We start from the raw sequence: 19127 nt of genomic DNA, 5'->3' as shown, positions 1-19127 counted from the left end.
TTTTTAAACTATTCTGGTAATTTAATTTGTAATGAACTTGGCCATTGACCGCCATTATTTAGTTTTACATAGCCCATGGTTGTAATACCATTTCTAAAATAATTTTTGTATCTTAGGGCTACGTCTTTGTCCACTTGAAGTTTAACTTTAAAAACTAATTTCGTTCTTTCTTCTTTAGTTTCCACTGATTTAGGGGTAAATTGTGCACTAGAATCAATATAAGTTACTTTTGCAGGGAAAACAGCGTCTAAACCATCAATTACAACTCTCGCTTCATTATTAATGCTTAAATTGTTAACTTGATCAGTAGTTAAAAAGACATTTACATAAACATCTGATGGATCTAACAGACTAACTACTCGTCCACCATTACCAATCACGATACCAGGATTAACTAGTTTATATTCTACTCTACCGCTAATTGGAGCTTTAACTGCAAGATCATTTAAGGTACTTTGCGCTTCATTTACAGTAGCTTGTGCCTGAGAAATCTGTGCTTGAGCAACATTTACAGTAGCTTGTGCTGCTTCTAATTGTGCTTGCGCTGAATTAAAGTTTGCTTGTCTTTGGCTATATTCTGTAGCCGAAATTAAATTTTGTTTTCTTAAGCTTTTAGCATTGTTAAAATCTAATTGAGCCACATCTAAAGCCTGTTGAGCACTAACAACTTGGCTTTTACTTGCCTCAAGGTTATTTTTTGCACTTTCTAAAGCTGCTTGTGCTGCACTTAGACGTGCTCTAGCTTGATCACTTGAAACTGTAACAAGAATCTGATCTTTGTCAACAAATTGTCCTTCTGAAACTTCAACAGTTTCAACTTTACCGGCGTATAAACTTGCTACGTCATAACGTTCTACAGTTACTCGGCTATTTGAGGATACTACATAAGCAGGTAAATCAGTCGAGTGCTTATAAAAATATGTTGCTGCTCCTCCACCAATTACACATAATGCAACTAATGAAATTAATAAACCTTTTTTCATAAAATAATGTATACGATGTATTATTGATAATAAAGTTATGCAAAATTCTAGAGAATATCTATAATATAAGTAATCTCTACTGATAGTTAATATTATACTAAATTACTATATAAGTAGATAAAACAACAAAAAGGCAAAATATACAATTAACCATACATAATTTATATTTTTGTATAGATAATTATATACAGTATATAGTTATTGTTACATTCGGCTTGTTTTTGTATGCTAATTACAAAATCTTACTAACTAGGGAGCAGTAGAGTACATCTATACAGTTAAATTAATACTGTAGCTTTAACTATTATTTGCAAGAATGTTACTCTAGTTACTTTAAGTTTTCTTAAATCTTTAAAGCAAAATTATTAATTTTGCATTTAATTTTAAATTTACAATCTCAAACTTAAAATTTTTTATAAAGAAAGTTTTACTAAAAAACATAGTTTTAAGTAAAAATATAAAAATATTTATTAAAAAAGCTTGCATTTAGAACTTTATTAATCTATAATAGTCAACGTTGAGGAAAGACAGGAAAGAAATTAAAAAACTTTAATACATTCCTGTGCATCAGCAGCAAGGTTTTTGTTGCGGGATGGAGCAGTCTGGTAGCTCGTCGGGCTCATAACCCGAAGGTCGTTGGTTCAAATCCAGCTCCCGCGTCCAATTTTCTTAATACAAAAGGATCTTTTTTCCTTTTTGAAATTGTTTTTCAAAAGGGCAGCTTAATGTTAAGCTGCCCTTTTTGCTTATGATATTTTTATAGAGAAACACATGGCATCAATCCAAGATAATATTAAAGAAATGATCAGACCTACAGTAGAAAGCTTAGGTTATGATTTATGGGGAGTTGAGTTTACTAAAGGTAAACACCCTACTTTATTAGTTTTTATTGATAAAGAAGATGGAATTGTAATTGAAGACTGTGAAGTTGTTTCAGATGCAATTAGCCCAATTCTTGACGTAGAAGATCCAATTGAAAGCGAGTATGATCTAGAAGTTTCATCTCCAGGTTTAGATAGACCTTTATTTACTATTGAACAATTCAGTAAATACATTGATCAACCTGTGATTGTTCATTTACGTATGGCACAACAAAACCGTCGTAAATTTGCTGGTAAGTTAGTAGCTGTAGAAGGAAATACTATTAGTATTGATACTTCTTACGTAAAACCTAAGCCAGGTAAAAAAGCTAAACCGGGTAGAGTAAATAATGCTCGTAAAAACAAAGAAGAAACTGCGCAAAATGTTGTAGATATTATGTTTACTAACATTTTAAGAGCAAACCTAGATCCTATTATCGATTTTATTTAATTTTCCATAACACAAAATTATGTCAGCTAACAATAAAGAATTAGAACTTGTAAAATGGGCACGTAATATTGCCGATAGACGTAACATTGAATTCGACCGTATTCTAGAAGCTATCGAAGAAGGCTTAGCTATCTCAGTACGTCGTAAATATGACGGTGAACGTATTTTCCGCATTAAACTAAATCCAGAAACAGGTGAAGCAACTATCTACCGTCAATGGAAAGTAGTTGAAGAAGTTAATGTTCCTACACGTGAAATCAGTATAGAAGCCGCTTTATTTGAAAATGCAAATATCAAAGTGGGTGAGTATATTGAAGATATTGATGAAGACGAAGTAATTGAATTAGACCGTATTGGTTATAATACTTTCCGTCAAATCATGACTTCAAAAGTTCGTAGTCTTGAAAACGAGAAAATTATCAAATCATACGAACCTTACTTAGGCAAAATCGTTAAAGGTCGTGTAAGACAATCAAAAAATAATACTGTAGTTTTATCTTTCCCTGAATTCTCTCGTCCATATGAAAATAACTTTGACGAAGAAGCAGAACACCACTATGTAGAGGGTATTCTTCGCCGTGACGGTTTAATTCCAGGTGATAGATTTAGAAATAACCAAGAAGTGAGTGCTTTATTAGTTGCTCTTGAATCAGGTGATCCTAACAAGCAACAAATGGTACTATCTCGTACTTCCCCAGAATTCTTACATGCACTATTAAGAAGACAAGTACCTGAAATTCAAAATGGCATTATCGAAGTAGTTGATATTGCTCGTGAACCAGGTTTACGTGCTAAAGTTGTAGTTAGAACTAATGACAAAAAATTAGATCTAATTGGTGCATGTTTAGGGGTTAAAACTTCAAGAATTAATCCAATTACTCGTGAATTACGTAACGAAAAAATTGATATCATTCCATTTGATCAAGATTTTGTTACTTACATCCATAGCTTACTAACTCTTTCACCTGAAGAAGAAGCACAAATCATTATTGATGAAAAAGCGAAAATGATTTCAGTGGCAGTAACTGCGGAACAACTTCCGATTGCCATTGGTCAAAGAGGTGTTAACGTTCGTTTAGCTAATCAAATCCTAGGCTGGAAAATCCACGTTTACGATATTGAAACTTTTGCTAAACAAAAAGAGGAAGAAGATCAGAAATATATTTCTGTCTTTGAAACAGATCTACAATTAGATCATGATACAGCTCGTTTCCTTGTTGAACAAGGATTTAGAAATGTAGAAGAATTAGCAGCTACAAGTCAAGAAGAGTTAGAAGAGTTATTTGAACCTGAAGACGCTAAACTCTTAAAAGAAATGGCTAATAACTGCGTTAATGAATACTTAAACGCTCAATTAGAGCAAATTGAAAAAGCTAATATTGAGCAAGGGCTTAAAGAGCTTGAAGGAATGACTAACGAATTCTTAATCAAGTTAATTGAGCATAATATTAAAACTTTAGAAGACCTAGCTGATTTAGCTACTGACGAACTTACTTCATATATCAACGTAAGCGAAGTTATTGCAAATTCTTTAATTATGCAAGCGCGTCAAATCGTATGGTTCAATGAAGAGGAGAGTGAAGCATAATGGCAAAAACAGAAATTAAACCAAAAAAACGTAATAGCTCTGATAATGTTCAACACCGTAAAGATAGAAGTCTATCTCCAGAACAAATGGCAAAATTAGAGCAACAAGCTAATGAAGCTAACATTGAAAAACAACGTCAAAAACGTCGTGAAGAAGAAAAACAAGCTCAATTAGAACGTGAAGAACGTGAAGAACAAGCTCGTATAGCTAAATTAGAAAAAACAGCAAAAGACAATTTAGAACGTCAAGAACGTTTAAATCGTCAAAAATCTGAAGATAAACAAAACCGTAAAGCTGAAAACGAAGCTAAAAAGAAAGCTAAAAAAGCAAGAAATAATAATTCACAAGATAACAATTTAGATAACGGCTCTGACGATTACTCTAAATATTCTTCAAAATTTGCTAAAGATGCTGAAGTTGAAGAAGATCGTCGTTCTAATAAAGCTGGTAAAAGACGTCAAAAAGGTGCAAAAAGCAAATTAAAACAAAGCTTTAATAAGCCTGCTGCTCCTGTTGTACGTGACGTAGTTATCGGTGAAACAATTACGGTTTCTGAATTATCTAACCGTATGGCTGTTAAAGCTGCTGACGTGATTAAATTCTTCATGAAAATGGGAGAAATGGTTACTATTAACCAAATTCTTCCACAAGAAACTGCGGCATTTGCTGCTGAAGAAATGGGTCATAAAGTAATTCTACGCAACGACAATGATCTAGAGTTAGAATTATTAAGCCAATCAAACGAAAGTCAAGATGACGCTAAAGAAGTTACACGTGCTCCAGTAGTTACTATCATGGGTCACGTTGACCATGGTAAAACTTCATTACTTGACTACATCCGTAAAACACGTGTTGCTTCAGGTGAAGCTGGTGGTATTACTCAGCACATTGGTGCTTATCACGTTTCATTACCATCTGGTCGTGAAATTACTTTCTTAGATACTCCAGGACACGCCGCATTTACAAATATGCGTGCTCGTGGTGCTAAAGCTACGGATATCGTTGTTCTAGTAGTAGCGGCAGATGATGGGGTAATGCCTCAAACAATTGAAGCTATTCAGCACGCAAGAGCTGCACAAGTACCAATTATTGTTGCAGTAAACAAAATCGATAAACCAGAAGCTAACCCACAAAAAGTACGTAACGAATTAATTCAACACGGCGTAATTTCTGAAGAATTAGGTGGTGATGAAATCTTTGTTAACGTATCAGCTAAAACTGGTAAAAATGTTGATGAGCTACTAGAAACTATCGCGTTACAAGCTGAAGTTCTAGAATTAAAAGCAACTAAAGATAAATTAGCTCAAGGTGTAGTTATTGAATCATTCCTAGATAAAGGTCGTGGTCCAGTCGCTACTGTACTAGTACAAAATGGTACTTTACGTAAAGGTGACATAGTATTATGTGGTCTTGAGTATGGTAAAGTACGTGCTATGCGTAACGAGTTAGGTAAAAACGTTGAAGAAGCTGGTCCTTCAATCCCTGTAGAGATCTTAGGTCTTTCAGGTGTGCCAAGTGCCGGTGATGAAGTTACTGTAGTAACTGATGAACGTAAAGCTCGTGAAGTTTCTAACTACCGTCAAGGTAAATTCAAAGAAATTAAACTTGCTCGTCAACAAAAAGCTAAACTTGAAAACTTATTTGCAAGTACAGAAGAGAATAAAGCTAGCGAGCTTAACATTGTCTTAAAAGCTGACGTTCAAGGTTCTGTTGAAGCTATTTCTGATGCGTTATACAAACTTTCTACAGATGAAGTAAAAGTTAATATTATTGCTTCTGGTGTGGGTGGTATCTCTGAAACTGACGCTACACTAGCATTAGCTTCACAAGCAATTATTATCGGTTTTAACGTTCGTGCGGATGCTTCAGCGCGTGCAATTATTGAACGTGAACATATTGATTTACACTACTACAGCATTATCTATGACTTAATTAACGAAGTTAAAGCTGCTATGTCAGGTTTACTAGAGCCTGAATATAAACAGCAAATTACAGGTATCGCTGAAGTTCGTGATGTATTCCGTGCACCTAAATATGGTCAAATCGCTGGTTGTATGGTTACTGAAGGTGTTATTAAACGTAATAACCCAATTCGTGTTCTACGTGACAACATTGTTATCTACGAAGGTCAATTAGAATCATTACGTCGCTTTAAAGATGACGTATCTGAAGTAAGAGCTGGTACTGAATGTGGTATCGGTGTACGTAACTATAATGATGTACGTGTAGGTGACCAAATAGAAGTTTACGAAGAAATTCGTATTGAGCGTCAAATTTAACTAAGCATGCTAAATTAAATTGCAAAAATCCTAGTAACGCATGTTACTAGGATTTTTATATTAAAGGAAAGAAATTCATGGTAAAAGTTTTTAAAAGATCTGATCGCGTAGCATCAGAATTAAAACGCCAAATTTCAATTATTTTACAAAAAGATATTAATACTAAACAAATCGGGATGGTCGTAGTTACAGATCTACAAATTAGTCCTGATTTAATGTACTCAAAAGTGTTTGTAAGCTTTTTAAATACTCAAAGTTCAGAAGCTTTAACACCAGCTGAAAAAATCGAAATTCTAACTAAACAAGTACCTTACATTCGTAGTTTAGTAGCTAAAGCGATTAAATTACGCGTTGTTCCTGAAATCAAATTTATTTACGACGATAGTGCTGATAAATACGAACAAATTAATCAAGTTTTAAAATCAGTAAAATAAAAATGGCAAAACGAAGAGATATAGATGGAGTATTAATTTTTGATAAACCTCTAGAAGTTAGCTCCAATAATATTCTACAGCGCATTAAATACCTCTATCGCGCAAATAAAGCGGGACATACTGGTGCTTTAGATCCTCTTGCTAGTGGGATGCTACCTATTTGCTTTGGTGAAAGTACTAAAATGGCAACTATGATGCTAGATTCTGACAAAGAATATGAAGTAGTGGTACATTTTGGTGTTAGAACAAGTACTTCAGATAGAGAAGGAGAAATTATCTCCGAAAATGAAGTAAACTTAACACTAGAGCAAATTCAAGCTACCATCAAAGAGCATTTTACTGGCTTAATCAAACAAAAGCCAACTATTTGGTCAGCTATTAAATACCAAGGCAAACCTCTGTACGAATATGCTCGTAAGGGTATCGAAGTTCCAGTTCCAACTCGTGAAATAAATATTTACGAAATTGAGATCCTCGATTGGCAACAACCTTTTCTAAAACTTAGAGTCTACTGCTCAAAAGGAACTTATATTAGAACCCTTGCTGATGACTTAGGACAGGTTTTAGGTTGTGGGGCTCATGTTAAAGAACTACGTCGTACCAAGATCGATGGATTTGAAAATTGTCAAATGGTAAGCATTGATACTATTGAAGAATTAGCAAAGGATAATAATTTAGAAGCTTTAGATTCTTTATTGCTACCTTTAGAAACTCCAGTTAATATGTATCCAGCTTTAAACCTAAGTGACGCGCAGTTATTAAAACTATGCTTAGGTATGACTTTAATTTACGCTTTTGCTGAGCAAAATAATCGTGAGCAATTTGATCAGATTGAGCAACTCTTTAGAATTTACCACCACCAATATGGTTTTATCGGTATGGCTAAAAACACAGCTAAAAACCGCTTAAGAGGTTATAGATTACGCTCTAATACTGAAATCATTGCCAAAGAATTAAAAGCTCGTGGAGTTAGTGTTGATAAAGCTGACGAACATGAGAAAAAATTAATTAATCAATTAAGAAAAAGCTAGGTTTAGAACCTAGCTTTTTCTATTTGATATTCTATTCATCAATCCAGATCATACTAGCAAATCTACCAGTAACACGATCACGGCGGTAAGAATAAAAACGACTATCTTGAAAAGTATCTATTTCAGAGTGATAGATATTTTTAACTTGCACCCCAAATTTACGCAGAATTAATTCCGTAATCTTAGGTAGGTCTCCTAACCATTTGTTTTCTTCCTGTATATAAGGAGTAAAACAAGTTAAGAAATCTCTATCCTTTTGCGCAAACTCCATTAATACATCGGAACCCACAACAAAAGATTCTTTACCTATACAAGGACCAATCCAAGCATACATTTGTGCATAGTCTCGATTAGAGAACGTACTCAGAGCATTTTCAACAACTCCAGAAACTAAACCACGCCAACCAGCATGTACTGCAGCTACTTCCTTTTCATCAGCAGTTGCCAACAATAGAGGTACACAGTCAGCAGTTAAAATAGTACAAACCTTATTTACTTCCTTAGTATAAACCGCATCGACTGAAAAGATTTTTACGATTTCTTTCTTCTCTGGGCTAGATTCTTGCTCTGGGTGATCTTTAATATAGTTATACTCGGCTAATAATGTTTTATCAACGGGTATTTTTATTACATGCGCACCACTCACTTGAGTTATCCATAAAGGATCTTCAGGCAACTCTAACTCATCTCTTACAAGTTGACGATTCTTATTTACTAAATTTAAGTTATCACCAACATGACTTGCTAAGTTTAAACTAAAGTAATCTGTATGGCTTACACCGCCAAATCGTGTAGTTGCTAAGGCTTTAACTTTCTTTAAAGGCCAGTTAGGAGTTATTGTTTCAATCTTGCTCATATATTAGCTACGTTCATCCCTATCTTTTTGTAATGCTGCAACTAATTGTTCCATATCCTCAGGTAAAGGTGCTTCCCAAGTCATGGTTTCCCCAGTTGCAGGATGTTGTAACGAAAGCTTAACTGCATGCAATGCCTGACGCTTAAATGCTCGTAAAGTTTCAGCTAATTCTGGTAGGGCATTTTTTGGTAAGCGTACACTTCCGCCATATGTAATATCACCAAGTAATGGGTGAGCGATATAAGACATATGCACACGAATTTGGTGAGTTCTACCAGTTTCCAGACGTAAACGTAAACGAGTATAGTTACGGTAAGCTTCCATAACACGATATAAAGTTACTGCTGGTTTACCATTTTTATGATCAACTGCCATAGCTGTACGTTTAGTCGGGTGACGACCAATTGGTTGGTCTACAGTTCCACCTTTAGTCATTAAGCCATATGCAATTGCTTCATACTCACGAGTTACACTCTTAACTTGTAATTGCTCTGCCAATGAGGTTTGTGCAGCCAAATTCTTTGCCACAACCATTAAACCAGTAGTATCTTTATCTAAACGGTGCACAATCCCCGCTCTTGGGATTTTATTTAATTCAGGGTAATGGAAAAGTAAGGCATTCATTAGAGTACCACGTGGATTACCTGCTCCAGGGTGTACAACTAAATCTTTAGATTTATTTATTACTAAAATATCGTCATCTTCATAGACAATATTTAGAGGGATATCTTCAGGTACTGAAGTTAAGACTACTGGGATTTGCGCTTCTACTTCACAAAACTCAAAGCCTGTTAATAAATGTGCTGGATCTTGCACTACTTGACCATCTAATTTTACATGACCATCTAAGATCCATTCTTTAATTTTAGTGCGAGAATATTCTTCTAAAACGCTAGCTATACCAGCATCTAAACGCATATTAAAGTGATCTAAGTTAAAATCAAATACATGCGATTTAACTTCAACTTTATCAGCATAAACTGGAGAATCTGTACTCATAATAATTTAAGATCTAGAAATTAATCTAATCAGTTATTTGTAGTTAAAATTAGCAATATTATATCAAGTTTTCAAACAAAAAAGAAAGGTAAGTTTGCACTTACCTTCTTTTAAATTATTGATTTTCTGATTGAGTTTGATTTGTTTGGTTAGCTTCTTCAGCTTTACGGCTTTCTAATTGAGCAGCTAAAGATTTTTCTAAATTTTCATATGAGAAATTAGGAGCAGAAACAATTTCATATAATGATTTAGTTAAATCACAAGTTGCTTTGAAATTACCATTCCAGTTAGTAATTTCATTAACTACTTCTGTTGGGAATGGTAATACTTTACCCTCAGCATCTCTAACTTCTAATTTTTTGATTTCGTCAATATTAGCTTGATAATTGTTATTTAACTCACAACCTGTATTTAATTGACTTAATAAATCAGAGAAGTTTGCTTTTTCTAAATCAAACTCATCGTTTGGATAGTCTAATTCAAAAGTTTGCTTGTCATTTTTATAATTATCAACAATCTCGTTAAAGTTCTTATTTAACGTAGCTAAAATTCTGTACTCTAATAATTGTTTCTCATCATTTGGAGCATTATTTAATAAACGAGCACCATTTGAGATATTGTTTAATAAAGTTACAAATTTACCAGTTAAAGGTAAAGCTGCGTTAAAATTGAACTCTCTATCAGTATAACGGTTGATAAACGCTTGAGTTGGGTTAAAGTCTTTTACATACACATCAACTTGTTGTGTTTGCTCTGCTTGCTCTTGAGTTGTTGTAGTTGTTGCTGTTTGTTCTTTATTACAAGCTACTAATGTTGTTGCTGCAAGAACTGCTGTAGCAACTAAGCTTAACTTTTTGAATTTATTCATAATTAATTTTGTACTTAAATTTTTTTTCTAGGAATTTTATACGTTAGTTGTATAGACAAAGTTTATAAAATCAAGTAAAAATATAAAGGAAATCCTTTATATTCTTGTAAAAGCTACTGAACATTTATCTCTAAGTAAAAAACTCATATAGAAAAAACCAATTGTCCATCGACAATTGGTTTTCCTTTGAATCAAAGATTCTAGTGTCAATTAACCTTGACGTTGTTTGTGTTTTGGATCTGTACAAATTACACGAACCACACCATGACGACGTACGATTTTGCAGTTACGACACATGCATTTTACTGATGCACTTACTTTCATTTTAAACCTCAAAAGATTAAAGCATTAGAATTATAGCAAACTATTTATAGCCTTGCTATAGTTTTTTATTAACGCCAATTTGAACGGTACTTATCAAGATTAGACTCTTTTAAAATTTTGCCAAATTTATTTGACATCATTTGAGACTGAACTTGACCTATAAAGTCCATTACAACTACAACCACGATTAGGATAGAGGTACCACCAAAACTTGAATTATAGCTGTAGAAGAAACGCATGAACTCAGGTGATAATGCTACGATTGCTAAGTATAAACCACCTAATAATGTAACACGAGTCATTATACGATCTAATAACTTAGCAGTTTGCTCACCTGGACGGTTTCCAGGAATGAATGCACCCGACTTCTTAAGCTGTTCAGCTGTATCTTTCGGGTTATACTGTAAAGCAGTATAAAAGAATGCAAAGAATATAATAAGAGCAGCTAATAAAACCATTTGTAATGGTTGACCTGGGTATAACATGTTACCAAGAGTATTAAAGGTATCAAATTTTGCCCCAAGACTTGTTACAAAAGTAGTAATAAATGCAATTATTGATGAAGCAAAGATCGCAGGAACAACCCCCGCCATATTAACTTTAAATGGAATATACGATGGAGCTGATTGTTGTTGACGTGAACCAAACATATGGTTACGTTGAGCATATTGTATTACAATACGACGTTGTGAACGTTCAACAAACACAACTGCATATATAATGATTAATGTAATCGCTGCGATAGCAAATAGAGTTAATAAGCTGATACTTTCTGTACGTGCTTGCTCTAATGTACCCATTATTGCTCCAGGAAGTCCCGAAACGATACCCGCAAATACAATTAATGATATACCATTACCAATTCCACGTTCAGTAATCTGCTCACCTAACCACATTAGGAATAAAGAACCTACTGTTAGTGAGATTGAAGCTGAGATCACAAAACTTAAGCCATAATCAGGAACAAGACCTTCAGCATAAGAAGGCAGAGCAGTACTAATTACAACAGATTGTAATGCTGCTAAAATCAGAGTGAAATAACGTGTAATTTTTGAAATTTTACGACGACCAATTTCACCTTCTTTCTTAAGTTCTACTAGAGAAGGTAAGAAAGTACTTAATAACTGCACAACGATTGACGCAGAGATGTAAGGAGTAATCCCTAGCGCGAAAATAGATGCACGTTGTAAAGCACCACCACTAAAGGTGTTCCAGAAATTTAATGCTGAACCAGTATTTTCTGCAAAAGTCGAAGCTAGAACTGAAGCATCTACTCCAGGTACAGGAATATATGTACCAATACGGAAAACAATTAGAGCTCCAAGAACGAACCATAACTTCTTACGCAGTTCTTGCATAGGTGTCAGCTGAGATCCTTGATTACCTGGTTTAGACATAGCTCACCTTTAAGTTAATAAGAAAAGAGAACCTACCTAGGTAGGCAGATTCATCTTTTCAAAAATATATACTATTAAGCTTTTTCGTAAGAACCGCCAACAGCTTTAACCGCTTCTAAAGCAGAACCTGTAATACGGATATCTACGTTTGAACCTGCTAGTTCATTGAACTTAATATTAACCGCTTTAGTAACTTTACCAGATAAAATTACTTTTACGAATTTAGTATTACGACGTAATAAACCTTCAGCCTTTAAGCTTTCTAAAGTTACTTCAGTGTTAACTACTCTATCTAAATCACTTAAGCGAATTTCTTCAGATACTAAAGCCTTACGTGAAGTAAAACCGAATTTTGGTAAACGACGGTATAAAGGCATTTGACCACCTTCAAAACCACGACGAACACCGCCTGATTTACGAGCGTTTTGACCTTTGTGACCTTTACCAGATGTTTTACCAAGACCAGAACCAATACCACGACCTAAACGTTTAGGAGCAGTTTTAGAACCAGCTGCAGGGCTTAAAGTATTTAGAGATAAACGATCTGACATTATTATAACTCCTCAACTTTAACCATATAGTAAACTTTGTTTACCATACCACGCACTGCTGGAGTATCTTCTAACTCAACTGAGTGACGGATTCTACGTAAACCTAAACCTTTTAACGTAGCGATATGTTTAGGTAAACGACCAATTGAACTTTTAGTTTGGGTTACACGGATTTTTTTAGTCATCTTAAATTACCCCAAAATTTCTTCAACAGTTTTACCACGTTTAGCAGCTACTTGAGCAGGAGAGCTTACAGCTTCTAAAGCTTTGATAGTTGCACGAACAACGTTACGTTTGTTAGTAGAACCGTATGCTTTTGCTAATACGTTGTGAACACCTGCTACTTCTAAAACAGCACGCATCGCACCACCTGCGATGATACCTGTACCTTCAGAAGCAGGTTGCATGTACACGTTAGAACCAGTGTGAGAACCTTTCACAGGGTGGTATAACGTTGTACCATTTAACTCAACATGAATTAAGTTACGACGAGCTTGTTCCATTGCTTTTTGAATAGCTGCAGGAACTTCTTTAGCTTTACCATAACCGAAACCTACGCGACCTTTACCGTCGCCTACTACAGTTAAAGCCGCAAAACTAAATACACGACCACCTTTTACAGTTTTAGAAACACGGTAAACGTTAATTAGTTTTTCTTGCAGCTCGCCTGCTTTATTTTCTACATTCGCCATTTATTTTGACTCCAATTAGAATTTAAGACCAGCTTCACGAGCAGCGTCTGCTAATGCTTTTACACGACCGTGATATTTAAAACCTGAACGGTCAAATGCGATTTTGCCGTCGAAGTTGTTACCTAATAAACGCTCAGCTACAACTTTACCAACTAAAGCTGCTGCTTCAACGTTACCAGTGTATTTTAATTGAGATGCTAAAGCTTTTTCTACTGTAGAAGCAGATGCTAATACTTTAGCTTCTGGTGAAATTACTTGCGCATAGATGTGGCGTGAAGTACGGAAAACTACTAAACGGTTCACACCAAGAGTTTGCAAGTGTTTACGTGTGCTCGTAGCACGACGAATTCTAGCAGATTTTTTATCCATGGTATTACCTTATTATTTTTTCTTAACTTCTCTAATACGCACAACTTCATCAGTATAACGCACACCGTGACCTTTGTAAGGTTCTGGTTTACGGTAAGAACGGATGATTGCAGCTTGTTGACCAACTAATTGTTTATCGATAGCTCTTAAAACGATTTCTTGTTGGCTAGGGCATTCTGCTGTAACACCTTCAGGTAGAACGTGTTCGATAGGGTGAGAATAACCTAAAGCTAAGGTTAAAGTATTTCCTTTGATAGAAGCACGGTAACCTACACCTTTAAGTTGTAAGCCTCTTGTGAAACCTTCAGAAACACCTTTCACCATGTTATTGATTAAGGCACGTGCAGTACCAGCTTGTTCTGAAGAAACACCTTCTTCACGACCTTGCCAGTTGAAAGATACTTGATTATCTTGTACTGCGATAGAAACTTGTGAGTTAACAGTTAATTCTAAAGAACCTTTAGGACCTTTAACTGTTACTAATTGACCGTTAACATTTACTTCAACGCCTGAAGGAATGCTAACTGGTGTTTTTGCGACACGAGACATTAGAACTCCTTATATATTAAGCTACAAAGCAAATGATTTCACCACCTAAACCTTCTTTACGTGCTAGACGATCTGTCATTACACCTTTAGAAGTAGATACGATAGCGATACCTAAACCACCCATAACTGTAGGAAGAGCATCTTTACCTTTATAAATTCTTAAACCTGGACGGCTTACACGTTTGATGCTTTCAACAACAGCTTTACCTTGGAAATATTTTAACTTAATAGTTAATTCTGATTTCACTGAATCAGTTGTTTCATATGATTCGATGTAACCTTCTTCTTTAAGCACTTTGGCAATCGCCACTTTTAGCTTAGAAGATGGCAAAGTTACAGTTTCTTTTCTCGCAGCTTGACCGTTACGAATACGGGTTAACATATCTGCGATTGGATCTTGCATACTCATTTGCTTTTCTCCGATCTAAAATTTGTTATTTGTAAAAGTGGAAATTACCAAGAAGCTTTACGAAGTCCTGGGATTTCACCGCTCATCGCTAATTCACGAATTTTTGTACGGCTTAAGCCGAATTTACGTTGATAGCCACGAGGACGACCAGTAATCGCACAACGGTTACGTTGACGGCTAGGGCTTGAATCGCGAGGTAATGTTTGTAGTTTTAATACTGCATTCCAACGATCTTCGTCAGAAGTGCTAGGAGAGTTGATTAGAGCTTTTAACTCTGCACGTTTGTCAGCGTATTTCGCTGCTAGTTTCGCACGTTTAACTTCACGTGCTTTCATTGATTGTTTTGCCATGGGTATACCTTACTTGCGGAATGGGAAGTTAAACGCTTCTAATAAAGCTAAACCTTCTTTATCATTTTTAGCAGTAGTTGTAATAGTGATATCTAAACCACGAAGACGATCGATTTTATCGTAATCGATTTCTGGGAAGATGATCTGTTCTTTAATACCCATGCTGTAGTTACCGCGTTTATCGAATGATTTAGCTGATAAACCACGGAAGTCACGAATACGAGGAATAGCGATGTTAACTAATTTATCTAAGAAGTCGTACATACGCTCACCACGAAGAGTAACTTTTGCACCGATCGGATAACCTTGACGGATTTTGAAGCCAGCAACAGATTTACGCGCTTTAGTCACTAAAGGTTTTTGACCAGAAATAGCTGTTAAGTCAGCTACTGCGTTTTCTAGGATTTTTTTATCTGAAATTGCTTCGCCCACACCCATGTTCAGGGTAATCTTCTCGATTCGAGGGACTTGCATGACAGATTTAAATCCGAATTGGCTCTGTAATTTGCTTACCACTTCATTTTTGTAGTAATCATGCAGTTTCGCCATCATTAACTCCAATTAATTTTTATTATTTAATAGTTTCACCTGTAGATTTGAAGTAACGAACTTTTTTACCATCTTCAAATCTAAAACCTACACGGTCAGCTTTTTGAGTAGCTGGGTTCCAAATTGCAACGTTAGAAGCATCGATAGGAGCTTCTTTTCTTGTAATACCACCTTCAATGTTTAATTGAGGATTTGGTCTTTCGTGTTTAGTAACTAAGTTTAAACCTGTAACGATTAATTTACCGTTAGGTAATACTTTAGTAACACGACCACGTTGACCTTTACCAGCTTTTTCGCTGCCTACTAGTAGTACTACTTCGTCATTTGAACGAATTTTATTAGCCATTTCAAATTCTCCTTATAGTACTTCCGGTGCTAGTGAAATGATTTTCATGAATTTTTCAGAACGTAATTCACGAGTTACTGGTCCGAAAATACGAGTACCGATTGGCTGTTCTGTATTGTTGTTTAAGATAACACATGCGTTACCGTCAAAACGAACAACTGAACCGTCTGGACGACGAACGCCTTTCTTGGTGCGCACTACCACAGCTTTTAATACATCACCTTTTTTAACTTTACCGCGAGGAATAGCTTCTTTCACAGTAACTTTGATGATATCACCAACAGCCGCATATCTACGGTGTGAGCCACCTAGAACCTTAATACACATTACGCGACGAGCACCTGAGTTATCAGCAACTGTCAGCATACTTTGTGTTTGGATCATGTTATGATGCTCCGATTAAAATTAGACTAGTTAAAGAACCTACTTTTAAATTAAAGGCATAAAATAAAGCCTTGCTAGCTTATTGCACACAAAGCCTATTATTAACTTACATCTCTAAAATTTAAAGCGTAGGACGTATTAATAATAAAAAACATAGAACTCTTAGTTCTAAGATTATTTTCTTAAATAAAAATAACTCGGTTATTATAACACAAAGAAACAACGCATTCAAGCATAAATTTCAATATTTTTAAGCAAAGAAACTAGAGGCTAAACCTCTAGTTTCTTCTGCCTTAAAATTAGCTATTTTTACATTACTTAAAAAAAGTAATCACTCTTAACTTTTAAATAAAAGTATTATTTAATGTTGTATCTTTGCGCAATACTATGAATCACTTCGCGAATTTCTTTCTCATGTACTTTATTTTGTAAAGCATATTCAACAAATGCTTCAAAATAACCTACTTTAGATCCACAGTCAAAACTTCTACCACGCATTAAATATGCTTCAACATCTTTTTTCTCGATTAGCATATCAATAGCATCAGAAAGTTGGATTTCGCCACCTACGCCTAAAGGAGTACGTTCAATTAAAGGCCATATTTCTTTATCGAACACATAACGACCTACAACTGAAAGATTTGATGGAGCTTCTTCTACTGATGGTTTTTCTACAATACGTAAGATTTTTCCAGACTGTTCTTTTTCAAAAGCTTCATTATCTTCTACTTGAACAATACCATAATTTACAACTTCTTCTTTAGGTACTGGAGCAACTAGAATCTGAGACTTACCAGTTTCTTTAAATCTACGAATCATTTCAGCTAAGTTAACTGCTTTTTGATTCGCTGTAAAGTGACCAAGTAAAACATCTGGTAATACTACCGCAAAAGGCTCATCACCAATAATTGGTCTTGCACAAGCGATAGCATGTCCTAAACCTAAAGCTGCACCTTGACGCACATGGATTAAAGTTACACCTGGAGGTGTAATACTTCTTACTTCATCTAGAAGTTGTCGTTTTACACGTTTTTCCAGTGTATGCTCAAGTTCAAACTGGGTATCAAAGTGATTTTCAATTGCTGTTTTTGAAGAGTGAGTTACTAACACCACTTCTTTAATTCCAGCCGCTGCACATTCGTCAACAATGTATTGAATCATTGGGCGATCGAATACATTTAACATCTCTTTTGGAATTACTTTAGTTGCAGGTAGCATACGCGTACCTAAACCTGCTACAGGAATAACAACTTTCATCTATATACCTTCTTAATTATTATTTTTCTGCAGTGATTGCATTACTAATTAAAGTAACTTTTTCTTCTACTAAACTTCTATTTGCTCTAGCCTCTACATTTAAACGTAATAAAGGCTCGGTGTTTGAAGTTCTGATATTAAAACGCCAATCACCAAAATCATAACTCATACCATCAATATAAGTTTCTACTTTTTCTTGATCCGCAAATAAAGCTTTTACTCTCTCAATTGCAGCGGTAGAATCTGCTACTTTAAAGTTCATCTCATCAGAGCATGGGAATTGCTCTTGCATTTGACGAACAAAGTCAGATAGATTTAAAGATGATTTTTGCACTAATTCCACAAGTAATAACCAAGGAATCATTCCAGAGTCACAATAGTAATAATCTTTAAAGTAATGATGTGCAGATAACTCACCACCGTACACAGCTTCATGTTCACGCATCTTATGCTTGATAAAGCTATGACCTGATTTAGATAGAACAGCTACACCGCCGTTATCACTGATAACTTTCTCTGTATTCCACATTAGTCGTGGTTCGTAAACTATTGTAGAACCTGGATTTTTACTTAGAAACGCTTGCGATAATAAGCCACAAATGTAATAACCGTCAACAAAGTTACCTTTTTCATCGAAGAAGAAACATCTATCAAAATCACCATCAAAAGCGATACCTATATCAGCTCCAACTTCTAAAACTTTTTCACTCGTAATACTTCTATTAGCTACTAATAATGGATTAGGAATACCATTAGGGAAGTTACCATCAGCTTCTGGGAATAAGTAACTAAACTCTACATTTGCATGATGTTGTTTAAAGATACCCTCGATATATTTCACTGTATCACCAGCTGCACCATTACCAATGTTGAATAACAGCTTTAACTTACGATCACGTTTAAAACCGTCTAAATCAACAAAGCTTAAAAGCTTAGATACATAATTTGGTCGTAAATTCTCTTCAGTTACAACTCCTGGAGTTGTTGCTGGAGTAAAGTTATTTTCTTCAATTAACTTCTGAATTTCACGTAGTCCAGTTTCTAATGATAGGGGAATTGAGTTTTTACCAACTATTTTTAGACCATTATAATCTTTTGGATTGTGAGAAGCTGTTACTTGAACACCACCATCTGCATTTAAAAAGCTAGTAGCAAAATAAACTTCTTCAGTGCCTGTCTGACCTAGATCAACTACATTGCACCCCATTTCTGTTAAGCCTTTGCTAATTAGTGCTTTATATTTTGATGAAGTTAAGCGAATATCGCTACCTACAACTACCGTTTTTGCATTTAAGTAAACCGCTAAAGCTCTACCAATGTTATAAACTAAATCATCAGATAACTCTTCGCCGATTTTTCCACGAATGTCATAAGCTTTAAAGCAGTTAAAATTATAATTTGTCATTGTGAAACCTTATTAAGATACTAAAATCTATTTAAGATTTTAGCAGGGAGATCGCATTCTTTATTAGAGACAAAAGTCTTATCTTATTATAACAAAAATCTGTTTTTGATATTTGAATACTGATCAATAGGCGCAAAGCTATTGAGCTGTTGTTTTACTCTAACCACTTTGCCTTTTGAAATGATCTTAAATATTT

General features: G+C 35.0%; 23 protein-coding genes and 1 tRNA gene. 6 read left to right on the top strand and 18 right to left on the bottom strand.

Features of this window, described 5'->3' with window-relative positions; genetic code table 11:
• Nucleotides 1–8: 8 nt before the first annotated feature.
• A complete protein-coding gene (locus tag CKF54_RS01340; protein ID WP_119524488.1) occupies nt 9–983 on the bottom strand; it encodes an HlyD family secretion protein in 975 nt (324 codons plus the stop codon).
• Between the two features lie 586 nt (nt 984–1569).
• On the opposite strand from CKF54_RS01340, the gene CKF54_RS01335 reads away from it, so the two are divergent.
• From CKF54_RS01335 to truB, 6 genes are all read left to right on the top strand, one after another.
• Nucleotides 1570–1646, top strand: a tRNA-Met gene (locus CKF54_RS01335).
• Between the two features lie 108 nt (nt 1647–1754).
• Nucleotides 1755–2294 (top strand): ribosome maturation factor RimP, encoded by a 540-nt coding sequence (rimP, locus tag CKF54_RS01330; RefSeq protein ID WP_119524487.1) that lies wholly within the window; start codon nt 1755–1757, stop codon nt 2292–2294.
• A 19-nt stretch (nt 2295–2313) separates the two neighbouring features.
• The gene (nusA, locus tag CKF54_RS01325; protein WP_119524486.1) at nt 2314–3882 is read left to right on the top strand and encodes a transcription termination factor NusA; all 1569 of its coding nucleotides are present in this window, start codon (nt 2314–2316) and stop codon (nt 3880–3882) included.
• Nucleotides 3882–6161 (top strand): translation initiation factor IF-2, encoded by a 2280-nt coding sequence (gene infB / locus CKF54_RS01320; RefSeq protein ID WP_119524485.1) that lies wholly within the window; start codon nt 3882–3884, stop codon nt 6159–6161. Before nusA ends, infB begins: the two co-directional genes overlap by 1 nt.
• A gap of 77 nt (nt 6162–6238) precedes the next feature.
• Nucleotides 6239–6595 carry a 30S ribosome-binding factor RbfA gene (rbfA, locus tag CKF54_RS01315; RefSeq protein ID WP_119524484.1) on the top strand — a complete coding sequence of 119 codons (357 nt, stop codon included), beginning with the start codon at nt 6239–6241 and terminating at the stop codon, nt 6593–6595.
• Between the two features lie 2 nt (nt 6596–6597).
• On the top strand, nt 6598–7626 hold the full coding sequence (gene truB, locus CKF54_RS01310) for a tRNA pseudouridine(55) synthase TruB (RefSeq protein ID WP_119524483.1): 1029 nt from the start codon (nt 6598–6600) through the stop codon (nt 7624–7626).
• 31 nt (nt 7627–7657) lie between these two features.
• On the opposite strand, the gene pgeF is transcribed toward truB, so the two are convergent.
• The 17 genes from pgeF to CKF54_RS01225 all read right to left on the bottom strand — a co-directional run bounded on the left by pgeF (nt 7658) and on the right by CKF54_RS01225 (nt 18931).
• Nucleotides 7658–8482 (bottom strand): peptidoglycan editing factor PgeF, encoded by an 825-nt coding sequence (gene pgeF, locus CKF54_RS01305; RefSeq protein ID WP_119524482.1) that lies wholly within the window; start codon nt 8480–8482, stop codon nt 7658–7660.
• A 3-nt stretch (nt 8483–8485) separates the two neighbouring features.
• Nucleotides 8486–9400, bottom strand: coding sequence for a 23S rRNA pseudouridine(1911/1915/1917) synthase RluD (gene rluD / locus CKF54_RS01300; protein ID WP_119524570.1), 915 nt, complete (start codon nt 9398–9400; stop codon nt 8486–8488).
• 196 nt (nt 9401–9596) lie between these two features.
• Nucleotides 9597–10349, bottom strand: a complete 753-nt coding sequence (locus CKF54_RS01295; RefSeq protein ID WP_119524481.1) for a hypothetical protein — start codon at nt 10347–10349, stop codon at nt 9597–9599.
• Between the two features lie 210 nt (nt 10350–10559).
• Nucleotides 10560–10673, bottom strand: a complete 114-nt coding sequence (gene rpmJ, locus CKF54_RS01290; protein ID WP_119496835.1) for a 50S ribosomal protein L36 — start codon at nt 10671–10673, stop codon at nt 10560–10562.
• Between the two features lie 68 nt (nt 10674–10741).
• Entirely contained in the window at nt 10742–12070 is a 1329-nt protein-coding gene (secY, locus tag CKF54_RS01285) for a preprotein translocase subunit SecY (RefSeq protein ID WP_119524480.1), read from the bottom strand.
• A 74-nt stretch (nt 12071–12144) separates the two neighbouring features.
• A complete protein-coding gene (gene rplO, locus CKF54_RS01280) occupies nt 12145–12621 on the bottom strand; it encodes a 50S ribosomal protein L15 (protein ID WP_119524479.1) in 477 nt (158 codons plus the stop codon).
• A 2-nt stretch (nt 12622–12623) separates the two neighbouring features.
• A complete protein-coding gene (gene rpmD, locus CKF54_RS01275) occupies nt 12624–12806 on the bottom strand; it encodes a 50S ribosomal protein L30 (protein WP_119496838.1) in 183 nt (60 codons plus the stop codon).
• A gap of 6 nt (nt 12807–12812) precedes the next feature.
• Nucleotides 12813–13313 (bottom strand): 30S ribosomal protein S5, encoded by a 501-nt coding sequence (gene rpsE / locus CKF54_RS01270; protein WP_119524478.1) that lies wholly within the window; start codon nt 13311–13313, stop codon nt 12813–12815.
• A gap of 15 nt (nt 13314–13328) precedes the next feature.
• Entirely contained in the window at nt 13329–13682 is a 354-nt protein-coding gene (rplR, locus tag CKF54_RS01265) for a 50S ribosomal protein L18 (protein WP_119524477.1), read from the bottom strand.
• 12 nt (nt 13683–13694) lie between these two features.
• Nucleotides 13695–14231: a 50S ribosomal protein L6 gene (rplF, locus tag CKF54_RS01260; RefSeq protein WP_119524476.1), complete on the bottom strand. Its 537-nt coding sequence runs from the start codon at nt 14229–14231 to the stop codon at nt 13695–13697.
• A 16-nt stretch (nt 14232–14247) separates the two neighbouring features.
• Nucleotides 14248–14640 (bottom strand): 30S ribosomal protein S8, encoded by a 393-nt coding sequence (gene rpsH, locus CKF54_RS01255; protein ID WP_119496842.1) that lies wholly within the window; start codon nt 14638–14640, stop codon nt 14248–14250.
• Between the two features lie 44 nt (nt 14641–14684).
• Nucleotides 14685–14990: a 30S ribosomal protein S14 gene (gene rpsN, locus CKF54_RS01250; protein WP_119524475.1), complete on the bottom strand. Its 306-nt coding sequence runs from the start codon at nt 14988–14990 to the stop codon at nt 14685–14687.
• A gap of 9 nt (nt 14991–14999) precedes the next feature.
• Complete coding sequence (gene rplE, locus CKF54_RS01245; protein ID WP_119496844.1) at nt 15000–15539, bottom strand: 50S ribosomal protein L5; 540 nt, start codon at nt 15537–15539, stop codon at nt 15000–15002.
• Nucleotides 15540–15561: 22 nt separating this feature from the next.
• The gene (gene rplX, locus CKF54_RS01240) at nt 15562–15885 is read right to left on the bottom strand and encodes a 50S ribosomal protein L24 (protein ID WP_119524474.1); all 324 of its coding nucleotides are present in this window, start codon (nt 15883–15885) and stop codon (nt 15562–15564) included.
• A 12-nt stretch (nt 15886–15897) separates the two neighbouring features.
• Complete coding sequence (rplN, locus tag CKF54_RS01235; protein ID WP_119496846.1) at nt 15898–16269, bottom strand: 50S ribosomal protein L14; 372 nt, start codon at nt 16267–16269, stop codon at nt 15898–15900.
• Between the two features lie 357 nt (nt 16270–16626).
• Nucleotides 16627–17526, bottom strand: a complete 900-nt coding sequence (galU, locus tag CKF54_RS01230; RefSeq protein ID WP_119524473.1) for a UTP--glucose-1-phosphate uridylyltransferase GalU — start codon at nt 17524–17526, stop codon at nt 16627–16629.
• A gap of 19 nt (nt 17527–17545) precedes the next feature.
• Entirely contained in the window at nt 17546–18931 is a 1386-nt protein-coding gene (locus CKF54_RS01225; protein WP_119524472.1) for a phosphomannomutase CpsG, read from the bottom strand.
• Nucleotides 18932–19127: the final 196 nt, after the last annotated feature.

The organism is Psittacicella hinzii (assembly GCF_003585885.1).
Classification (GTDB): Bacteria; Pseudomonadota; Gammaproteobacteria; order Enterobacterales; family Psittacicellaceae; genus Psittacicella.
This window is presented reverse-complemented; position numbering and strand designations above follow the sequence as displayed.

Coding starts and splice junctions, on each gene's coding strand:
- pgeF (WP_119524482.1), bottom strand. CDS start 8,482: ATGAGCAAGATTGAAACAATAACTCCTAACTGGCCTTTAAAGAAAGTT.
- CKF54_RS01340 (WP_119524488.1), bottom strand. CDS start 983: ATGAAAAAAGGTTTATTAATTTCATTAGTTGCATTATGTGTAATTGGT.
- rplR (WP_119524477.1), bottom strand. CDS start 13,682: ATGGATAAAAAATCTGCTAGAATTCGTCGTGCTACGAGCACACGTAAA.
- CKF54_RS01295 (WP_119524481.1), bottom strand. CDS start 10,349: ATGAATAAATTCAAAAAGTTAAGCTTAGTTGCTACAGCAGTTCTTGCA.
- rpmD (WP_119496838.1), bottom strand. CDS start 12,806: ATGACTAAAAAAATCCGTGTAACCCAAACTAAAAGTTCAATTGGTCGT.
- truB (WP_119524483.1), top strand. CDS start 6,598: ATGGCAAAACGAAGAGATATAGATGGAGTATTAATTTTTGATAAACCT.
- rluD (WP_119524570.1), bottom strand. CDS start 9,400: ATGCGTTTAGATGCTGGTATAGCTAGCGTTTTAGAAGAATATTCTCGC.
- rplX (WP_119524474.1), bottom strand. CDS start 15,885: ATGGCTAATAAAATTCGTTCAAATGACGAAGTAGTACTACTAGTAGGC.
- rplN (WP_119496846.1), bottom strand. CDS start 16,269: ATGATCCAAACACAAAGTATGCTGACAGTTGCTGATAACTCAGGTGCT.
- rplF (WP_119524476.1), bottom strand. CDS start 14,231: ATGTCTCGTGTCGCAAAAACACCAGTTAGCATTCCTTCAGGCGTTGAA.
- rpsH (WP_119496842.1), bottom strand. CDS start 14,640: ATGAGTATGCAAGATCCAATCGCAGATATGTTAACCCGTATTCGTAAC.
- galU (WP_119524473.1), bottom strand. CDS start 17,526: ATGAAAGTTGTTATTCCTGTAGCAGGTTTAGGTACGCGTATGCTACCT.
- rbfA (WP_119524484.1), top strand. CDS start 6,239: ATGGTAAAAGTTTTTAAAAGATCTGATCGCGTAGCATCAGAATTAAAA.
- rpsN (WP_119524475.1), bottom strand. CDS start 14,990: ATGGCAAAACAATCAATGAAAGCACGTGAAGTTAAACGTGCGAAACTA.
- rplO (WP_119524479.1), bottom strand. CDS start 12,621: ATGTCAGATCGTTTATCTCTAAATACTTTAAGCCCTGCAGCTGGTTCT.
- secY (WP_119524480.1), bottom strand. CDS start 12,070: ATGTCTAAACCAGGTAATCAAGGATCTCAGCTGACACCTATGCAAGAA.
- rplE (WP_119496844.1), bottom strand. CDS start 15,539: ATGGCGAAACTGCATGATTACTACAAAAATGAAGTGGTAAGCAAATTA.
- infB (WP_119524485.1), top strand. CDS start 3,882: ATGGCAAAAACAGAAATTAAACCAAAAAAACGTAATAGCTCTGATAAT.
- CKF54_RS01225 (WP_119524472.1), bottom strand. CDS start 18,931: ATGACAAATTATAATTTTAACTGCTTTAAAGCTTATGACATTCGTGGA.
- rpsE (WP_119524478.1), bottom strand. CDS start 13,313: ATGGCGAATGTAGAAAATAAAGCAGGCGAGCTGCAAGAAAAACTAATT.
- rpmJ (WP_119496835.1), bottom strand. CDS start 10,673: ATGAAAGTAAGTGCATCAGTAAAATGCATGTGTCGTAACTGCAAAATC.
- rimP (WP_119524487.1), top strand. CDS start 1,755: ATGGCATCAATCCAAGATAATATTAAAGAAATGATCAGACCTACAGTA.
- nusA (WP_119524486.1), top strand. CDS start 2,314: ATGTCAGCTAACAATAAAGAATTAGAACTTGTAAAATGGGCACGTAAT.